This window comes from Prevotella conceptionensis 9403948 (assembly GCF_000312305.1).
Lineage (GTDB): Bacteria > Bacteroidota > Bacteroidia > Bacteroidales > Bacteroidaceae > Prevotella > Prevotella conceptionensis.
In genome coordinates this window covers 294,853-304,164 of the sequence record NZ_HE999443.1, presented here as the reverse complement: position 1 = coordinate 304,164, position 9,312 = coordinate 294,853, and the positions used below count along the sequence as shown (strand labels likewise).

Annotated in this window: 5 protein-coding genes and 1 pseudogene; all 6 read left to right on the top strand. The window is 52.3% G+C overall.

All coding sequences use genetic code 11. The features are described 5' to 3' along the window. On the top strand, window positions 1–2,200 hold a 2,200-nt coding region (locus BN93_RS01050; protein WP_044259342.1), incomplete at its 5' end, for a SusC/RagA family TonB-linked outer membrane protein. A 4-nt stretch (window positions 2,201–2,204) separates the two neighbouring features. Then, window positions 2,205–3,754: pseudogene (locus BN93_RS01045) on the top strand (RagB/SusD family nutrient uptake outer membrane protein). Window positions 3,755–3,836: 82 nt separating this feature from the next. Continuing rightward, entirely contained in the window at window positions 3,837–4,466 is a 630-nt protein-coding gene (locus tag BN93_RS01040; RefSeq protein WP_044259516.1) for a hypothetical protein, read from the top strand. A gap of 3 nt (window positions 4,467–4,469) precedes the next feature. After that, entirely contained in the window at window positions 4,470–4,958 is a 489-nt protein-coding gene (locus BN93_RS01035; protein ID WP_019186497.1) for a hypothetical protein, read from the top strand. Between the two features lie 4 nt (window positions 4,959–4,962). After that, a complete protein-coding gene (locus BN93_RS01030) occupies window positions 4,963–6,267 on the top strand; it encodes a thioredoxin family protein (RefSeq protein WP_044259341.1) in 1,305 nt (434 codons plus the stop codon). A 6-nt stretch (window positions 6,268–6,273) separates the two neighbouring features. After that, window positions 6,274–9,111, top strand: coding sequence for a M16 family metallopeptidase (locus tag BN93_RS01025; protein WP_019186495.1), 2,838 nt, complete (start codon window positions 6,274–6,276; stop codon window positions 9,109–9,111). Window positions 9,112–9,312: the final 201 nt, after the last annotated feature.

The window sequence follows — 9,312 nt, the reverse complement described above, 5'->3', positions numbered from 1 at the left end:
CGACAGGAAGATTAGCCCCATCATGCAAGACTCGCTGAACACCTTCTACAACAACCGCACCAACTGGTGGAAGTACGGATTTAGGCTAGGGCGCGTTACCAAAGCCGACGTGCAACTGGCCGGCGGTACCGAAGACATGCGCTACATGGCCAATGCAGGCGTGTACGACGAAACGGGTATTATGATTAACTCCAACTTCCGCCGTTACAGCTTGCTCACAAACCTCGACTTTAAGCTTTCTACCAAGCTCGATGTATTTGTGCGCTTGAACATGGCCTACACCAACCAAAGCGCCGGTTCGGGCGGGCGCGTTCAGGGGCTTACGTTCGACCCCAAGCAAACGCCCAGCGTGCTGCCCGGTAAAGGAAGCACGGCCGAACGCGAGGCCGTGAAACAGCTGCGCGACGTAGACCAAACCAACTCGAACTACAACCTACGACTGAACGGCGGCCTTAACTATTCGCCCATAAAAGGTTTGAGGATTACCTCCACGGCATCTATCGACCACTATTTTACGCGCGTTTACATCTTCCGCCCCAGCTATTTGATGTACGACAACCTGTCGGAGGCGCGCGGTTCGAACGCCGCAATGACCAACCTTCAAACCGAGAACATCGCCACATACAATGTGCCCCTGCCCCAAGTGCATAAGTTGGAGCTGATGGCAGGTGTTACTTACAACTACGATTTGATGCAAAGCATCGGCGGATGGGCAAAGGGTGGCCCCACCAACCAAGTGAAATACGTTGGCGAGGGATGGCCCACACTGATTAAAGACATCAGCGGAGATGCCAAACCTGCGAGAAATTTCGACTCGAACAAGGAAGACCAGGCCATGCTCAGTTTCCTTGGGCGTGCCGCCTACGGCTACAACAAGAAGTATTTGGGCGAGTTCTCTGTTCGCCGCGATGGCTCTTCCGTCTTCGGCAGCAATGTCCGTTGGGGCACATTCCCCTCAGTGGGCTTGGGTTGGGCGTTCAGCGAAGAGCGTTTCATGAAAAAGCTGTGGTGGCTTAGCTTTGCCAAGCTGCGCGCCTCGTGGGGACGCTCGGGGCAGAAGTTCCAAGAGCCTTACCTGGCATTGGGCACGCTTTCAGAAACCGATGTGTTTAACGGCACTGCGGGATTGGTTCCCGCCGCATTAGCCAATAAAGACCTTACTTGGGAAAAGAGCGACCAGTACGATGTGGGTCTTGACCTGCAAGTGTTGGATTATAGGCTGAAATTCAAGCTCGACTACTACTACAAGTATTCAAGCAACCTGCTTATGGAAAAATACTTGCCGGGCAACTTCTTCTATACCAGCAAGGTTTGGGACAACGTTTCGGCCATCTCTAACGAAGGTATCGAGTTTGATGTGCAAGCCGACCTTATCCGCAGCAAGGACCTTAACCTGAGCGTTGGCCTCAACGTGTCGCACAACCGCAACCTTTTCCGCAAGACAGATAACGGCGAAGACCTCAACGACAAGGTGTTGGGCCGACCCGTTTACGGCATCTACACCTACCAAGACGAGGGAATAGTAAAAGACGAGAGCCAGATACCGTATTATTACAGTCAGACGGGCGCCCGCTTGCCCCTCTACTTCGGCAACCCCAACTATCCCTTGCGCGTTGGCGGTAGGAAGATTAAGGACCAAAACAAGGACGGTAAGATAGACAACAGCGACCTGTATTATGCCGGTAGCACCCTGCCCACAGCCTACGGCGGCATCAACGGTCACCTGGATTGGAAGGGCTTTAACGTAGACGTGCTGTTCAGCTACGTGCTTGGCCGCAAGGTAATGAACATGGTTCAAAACAGTGCGTTCACCTTTAACAAGAGCGTAAATCCCCTAATGGCCCATTTCAGAGCCAACGAATATTGGAGCAAAGACAACCCCAACGCCACGAAACCCTCCTTAGAGTTTGCCGACCCAGGCTACTTGGGACACTTCGACGGCAATGTAGACTCGAACATCGAGAACATCAGTTTCGTTAGGTTGAAACAGCTGGTGTTGGGCTACACCCTTCCCGCAACTTGGTTCAAGTCTAAGTTCATTAAGAGCATCAACGTGTACCTCTCGGGCGAAAACCTCTTCATGCTCACCAATTACTCTGGTTTGGATCCCGAAGTTATCGACCCATACACGGGCAAGGACGACGGCTCACAGTATCCGCTAAACCGCAAACTTACATTTGGTTTCAACATGAAATTCTAGAAAGATGAAAAAAATAAGCATCGCAACGCTACTCTTGGCATGCACACTAACGTCTTGCAGCCTAGACATACTGCCTGAGAATGCGCAAACATACGACACATCGTTCAACAACGAGGCAGGAGTGAACTCTGCCACCGCCTCGGTGAATACTTTCTCAACATCTACGCACCCAACAACAACACGTTTTGCACCGTTGGGATGTTTGTCGACACACTGCAAGATGACATGGAGATACGCCGCTGGAACCCGAGACGAGTTATCGGGCAAAACCAATCGTGGAAAGAACTCTACGACATCGTCTTTTCCGCCAACGTCATCGTAGACAATATCCATCGCGCTAAGGACCTTAGGGACGACCGCCGCAACCACTACTTGGGGCAGGCCGAATTCGGTTTGGGCTTTTGTTACTTCCTTTTGGCGCAACGTTTCGACGACGCGGTTATCACCGAGAACTCTCAAGTGATTAAGGAGTACGCCACCTCGTCGCGAATAGACGTGATAAACGCTGCCATCGACCACGCCACAAAGGCTTTCAACCTGTTGCCCACCTACGACAAGCTGCGTAAGATGGACGGAACGCCCATTACCAACAGGCAAACGGCATCCAAAGGAACATGTGCTGCACTGCTGGCACACCTCTATGCCTGGAAAGGGAGCATCATCGAGCTGCTGAAATTGGAGGGCGACGCACAGGCCGCTTACACCAAGTCGATGGAGTATTCCACCATGTTGATAAACAAACAGGTGGGCGATTACAGCCTTTGCAGCACGCCAGAGGAGCTTTGCCAATGTTTCTCCGCGCCCGAAAAGACCAATCCCGAGGCCATTTTCAGTTTCTTCTACGACAAAGCACGCTCGGGACAAACGTTCTCGCCCAACAAAGTGGCCGAAGGGTTTGTATCTTGGCCGGTAGACGAAACGCAAACGCTGGCCGACATCGCCACGCATCCCAAGTTTAAGCTCTACAAGGAAACCATCAGCAAGCTTTACCCCGATGCGGGCGACTTGCGCCGCACGGCCTTCTTCTACAAGTTTGATCAGGACCACACTGTTGGCGGCCATAACTACGCCATACCCTATAAGTTCCGCACAGCCGTGCTCGATCCCGACCAAACATCGTCGTCGGGCAAGCTGTATCGTTCGATAAATGCCGACTATGTGTACTGGCGTTTGGCCGACTTCTACCTGCTCCGCGCCGAATGTGCGGCCAAATTGGGCAATGATGCGCAAGCCATTGCCGACCTCAACGTTATCCGTAATCGTGCAGGAGCCACCGCTTATCCCTCGGCCAACGATACGAAGGGACTGCGCAAAGCCATCTTCCGCGAACGCGAACGCGAGTTTATCGCCGAGAACGATGCCCGTTACGCCGACATCATCCGCAACAATTACATCAAGGAAGAGTTGACAGGCAAGTTCACCACCCTTACTTTGAGCGACATGCGCGGCGGTGCTTTGGGCCTTCCACTGCCCATCGACGCCAAGACTGATAAGAACGGAAACCCCATTAACAAGCTTATCCGCCAAAAAACGTATTGGCAACGATACGAATAAGCAAGGTAACAAGCAACATTTCCTAACCGTGGCCGCCGCAACAACAAGTAAAGAACGGCGGCCCAAAACAGAAAGAAAGAAAATGAAACGCATTAAATTTTTCGTTGCGGCATGCTTGCTGACACTTGTTTCGGTGAGTTGCACGCAATACAATTTCGAAGATACGGGCGAGGCTTACGGCGTGCACGACTGCACTATGTGGGACTATTTCAGCCAAGACGCCTACAATTGGAAACTGTTACAAGAGATGATAACGCGCGCCGGACTAGAAGACGTGTTCAAAGGAACCAGCTCTTACGGCAAAGACATCACCTATTTCGGCGCTACCAGCAACAGCATACGCGCCTATCTCTTGGCAAACGGCATGAAAACCGTTGACGAGATACCCGTAGACGACTGCAAGGCATTTGTGCTTAACGGCCTGCTTGCCAAGCGCAAGATGCTCGACGACTTTAAACCCGGACGAAAAAGCAGCGACCCCAACGTGCTTATCGGCACAGGTGGCGAAACGTTCGACATGGCATCGGGCAAGCAATTCTGGATTTACACCTTCAACGACACATACAACGGCGTGCCAGGTGCAGGTCCTAAGCGGATTTACGTCACCTCGTTAGATGCAAGTAAGGAGAGTATCGTGGCATCGAGCAACATTCAAACGCTCACAGGCGTGGTGCATTCAATGGATTATGATTTCAGACTAAGCGACTTTTAACACATGAAGAAGATATATAATTTGGCTCGCGCGCTCTTTGCAGTGGCGTTCATCGCTATGGCGGTGGCTGCTTGCAACACCATGCCCGTAGGATTTCTACGAACGGAGGGCGCATCGTTCAGCCCCGACACGCTCAACGTGTACCACAACCCACACGCAAGCACCCCACGCTATAACGACCATCGACCTTGGGTGTCGTATCGCATACAGGGAGTAGCGGGCACCAACCCCATCAACTACGAACTGGCCGACGTTAAGGCCTCCGAAGGCGGAGATGCCGAAAAGTTTAAGGCCTTAGCCCAAAAGGGACTGCTGAAAGTAGACGGCGGCATGATTGTATTGATGCACGAAGGCGTGGCCGAACTGCCAAACAGCGGACGTTACACCCTTTCGCTAAGAGTATATAACGATGGGCACTCGCAAACCATCGACGATGTTTACACCATCATCGTTGGCGTTGACGAGCCCGAACCAGAACAACAAAACCCATAAAGATATGAAACGACTGATATTATTGCCCCTCATGATGCTTGCCCTGCTATGCAAGGCACAGGGCGAACAAGGCATAACGTTCTTCAAGGGTTCGTTTAACGAGGCCTTAGCCGAGGCAAAAAAGCAAAACAAACCCCTCTTTGTAGACTTCTATGCCACATGGTGCGTGCCGTGTAAGCGCATGGCCAAGGAGGTTTTCACGCTCCCCGAAGTGGGCGAATACTTCAACCCCCGGTTTATCAGCTTGCAAGTAGATGCCGAAAAGCCCGAAAACAAGGAGATTGCCAAGCAATATAAGGTGGAGGCTTACCCCACTGTGGCCTTCATTGCGCCCGATGGACGAACCATTGGCGTGAACGTTGGCGCTCTGGGAAAAGAGGATTTGCTTGAAGCGGCAAAGGTTGTGGCCGGCGAAGGCGTAAGTTTCGAACAGCTATACGACGAATATAAGAAGAACCCCAACGACCTGGAAGTGCAACAACAGATGCTGATGAAGGCCCCGAACTTCCTTGCAGCGCAAGAAGGAATGGATGCCGACAAGTGGGTTGTGCGCATTCAGAAACTCTATAAGGGCTACATCGCCGCCAAGAAAGGTCCGAAACTCATCAACAAAGATGACTACGCCATTATCTACAACCTTGAAGGAAACGACGATAAGGCGCATAAGCAAGAGATGGTTGACTTCATCAACCAGAACCTAGACGCGTGGAAGGCGGCCATTGGTGCTCCCGCGGCCTATTATGTGGTGATGTCTAACGACGCTTGGGCCGAAGAACTGGTGAAAGAAGGCAGCGACAAGTACAAGCAATACGTGGAAAAGATTAAGAACGAGTATGCTAAGGCATACGAAGTTGCCGCTCTGCCCACGCTGCCCGCCTACGAAAGGGCAAAGCTTTACTACGATGCGCTGTACAACCTTTATAAGAATAAGGACGTGAAAGGCTACATCCGCGACATGAAAACCCTCTTGCAAAAGATGGGCGACAAGGTTGCACCGGCCGATTATGGTAAGGCTGCACAAGACCTTTACAACGCTGCCGGCAAGAAACTAACGGCCGACGACCACAAACAAGCCATCGAATGGGTGGAACAAGCATTGAAAGCCGAAAGCGCAATAATGGAACGCGTAAACTATCTCGTGATGATTGGCGACTCGTATCGTGAGCTGAAAAACTACGCTAAGGCGCGCGAGTGCTACAACCAAGGCTATGCCGAGTCGCTAAGAATGCAAAACATGGAGATGCCGCAAGCTATGGTGCAGAACGCCATCAAGCATAAGCTGGCCACTTTGGAACTGCTAGAAAAGTAAGTCCGTATGAACACAACGCTAAGAAACCTAACGCGACGCATGCGTACGGTCATGTTGTGCCTTGCCACTATCGGCTTGGCGCAACAGGCCTACGCCCAAAGCGAGGTACTGAGAACGGGTAAGCTGCCCAACGGGCTTACCTATTATATATATAACGACGGCTCAACGCCTGGCGAGGCCCAGTTCTACCTCTACCAAAACGTGGGAGCAGTGAACGAGGCCGACAACCAAACGGGCTTGGCGCACGCCCTGGAGCACTTGGCCTTTAATGCTACCGACAACTTCCCTGGGGGCGTTATGGCTTTCCTTAAAGCCAACGGGCTTACCGATTTCGAGGCCTTTACCGGTGTGGATGATACGCGCTATGCCGTACACAACGTGCCCACGGCCAACGCACAACTCATGGCAAAGATGTACTTGTTGCTCAAAGACTGGTGTCATGGCATCAAGATACAGCCCGCCGACGTTGAAAAAGAACGTGGAATTATTCTCGAAGAATGGCGCAGGCGCGAGGGTATCGACCGTCGCATCACCGACAGCACCGCCCGAGTAATGTACAACAACTCACGATATGCCCACCGTAACGTCATTGGCAACGAGGCTCGCCTACGCTCCTTCACGCCCAAAGACGTGCGCACTTTCTACGATACGTGGTACAGACCCCAATTGCAGTTCGTGGCAATAATCGGCGATGTAAACCTCGACCAAGCCGAACGCACCCTCAAAGCCACCCTCTCGTCGCTCCCCAAGAAGGCAACACCCTACGATGCCGAACTCCGTAAAATCAGCAATAATGCTCAACCGCTGTACATGCAGTTTGTAGACAAGGAGAACAAGAGCCCATCGTTCGGCCTTTACCAACGTGTTCGCCTGCCTAACACCCCCAATTCCGACGAGGGTACGCGCAACTTCCTTTTCACGCGCATATTCAACACCTTGGCGCCGCGCCGCTTTGCCCGTCTTAAAAATGCCGATGCCGAAACCTTCATTGCGGCATCCGTAAGCCTTTCGCCCCTCGTACGCGGCTTTGCGCAAGTGGCTTGGGATGTTGTTCCCTATGCCAACAACGCCCAACGGGCAATGAGCCAGCTACTCAATGTTAGGGCGGCAATGGTAAATGGCGGTTTCTCTAAACAAGAGTTCGAGGCCGAAAAGAGCGAAATGTACCAAGGAATGAAAGATGCTTTGGAGGCGAAGGGACTGGGAACGCCCGACAACGTGTTCAACCTGATGAAACAAAACTTCCTTTACGGAACGCCCATCAACGACTTCCGCGAGCAAATTCAACGCAACATTGAAGTGCTGGTTGAACAAGAAGTGGAAGACTTTAACACCTGGGTAGCCAAATTACTCGACCAAAACAACTTGGCTTTCATCACCTACGAGCGCAAACCAGGCGAATTAAACATATCGCAAGCCAACTTCCTTACTACACTTGCAAACAGCGAAAGGCCACAAGTGGCAATAGCACAAGACAACAACACACTGACCAACCTCGACCTCAGCCACATCGTTGCAGGCAAGATTGTAAGCGAAAAGGCCATAGCTAAGCTTGCCGCCAAGGAATGGAAACTATCTAACGGCGCACGCGTAATCTACAAGCACCTGCCACAAGCCAAAGGAATGTTCTTTTTCTCGGCAACGGCTCCTGGCGGACGCGCTTCCGTTACGCCCCAACAATTGCCCAGCTACATGGGCATGCGCAATCAGCTGATGCAAACGGGCGTGGGCGGATACAACCGCAACCAACTGGCATCGTGGCTGCAAGGCAAAAACATCGACCTGACCATGTCGCCTGGCGACTACTCCGACGACTTGTCGGGCAGTGCACCCGTTGCGCAAGCCGACAACTTCTTCGGTTACCTCAACCTCATCTTGTCGCGCCACAACTTCTCTCAAAGCGTGTTCTCAAAGTATGTTCAGCGCAGCAAGTATCTCTACGCCAACCGCGCACTCGAAGGTATGGATGCCGCACAAGACTCTATTCGCCGACTGCTGTTCCCGCCCTCGGAGGCCAATCCCGAACAAGACGAGGCCTTCTTCGACCGCATGCAGTTCGCCGAACTTCCCACACAATTCTTCGCCCACTTCGGCAATGCGGCGCGCTACACCTACTTCATCGTTGGCGACTTGCCCGAACCGCAGGCTAAAAAGCTGGCAACAACCTACTTGGGTTCGCTAAAAGGCGACCCCAAACAAACCTTACCAGCACCCACGGCGATGAACTTTGCATCGAAAGAACCCCTCATCAAGCGCACCTTCAACGTGGAAATGCAGGGCGATTTGGCCGAGATTGAACTGTCGTTTGCCAACAATCTGCGCCTAACCGACAAAGAACGAGCTGCATTCCAAGTGATGCGCGGCATCCTGGAGACCAAGTATTTCGACGAGTTGCGCGAGAAACAACACCTAACCTATACGGTTGGTGTGAAGGCCGACTACGTTTCGCAACCCGAAACCACCGAAACGCTCAGCATACACCTGTCAACCGCGCGTGCATCTGTTGCCACTGCGCTGGCCCAGGTAAAGGCATTGCTCGACGATGTACGCCTCGGCAAGTTCTCGGCCGACGAGTTTAAGGCCGCAGTTGTGCCCTTGGCGGTAGACGAACAAACGCCTGCCTCGCCCGATATGGCTACAAATCCCATGTTGTGGATGGGCACATTAGGCATATATGCCCAAACGGGCGAGACTATAACGCCCGAAGAGAGCGCCGCTGTCGACCCCATCTTCAGCACCCTAACGCCTGCCGACGTATCGGCCGTTGCAGCTAAGATACTCAACAATGCCGTGAAACGCGAAATTGTTGTGCAGGCCATTGTGCACGAGGGCAAGCTAAGCTAACCACAAGCACATGCGCAATACGCGATAAACGTTATAGCAAACAACCTAAAATCGGCGTTCGTATTCTCTTTAACAGAGTGCGAACGCCGATTTTTTTAACCATTGCCACCTCACTGGCTTCTGCACCATACTGCTACTCCAACAAATTCACGAGGTAGAAACCGCAAAATCACGAGCTAAACGCTTGGGCTTTTGAAATAA

What these genes read in the sequence shown, in the direction of transcription:
- BN93_RS01035 (WP_019186497.1), top strand. Translation starts at nt 4,470, where the DNA reads ATGAAGAAGATATATAATTTGGCTCGCGCGCTCTTTGCAGTGGCGTTC.
- BN93_RS01030 (WP_044259341.1), top strand. Translation starts at nt 4,963, where the DNA reads ATGAAACGACTGATATTATTGCCCCTCATGATGCTTGCCCTGCTATGC.
- BN93_RS01040 (WP_044259516.1), top strand. Translation starts at nt 3,837, where the DNA reads ATGAAACGCATTAAATTTTTCGTTGCGGCATGCTTGCTGACACTTGTT.
- BN93_RS01025 (WP_019186495.1), top strand. Translation starts at nt 6,274, where the DNA reads ATGAACACAACGCTAAGAAACCTAACGCGACGCATGCGTACGGTCATG.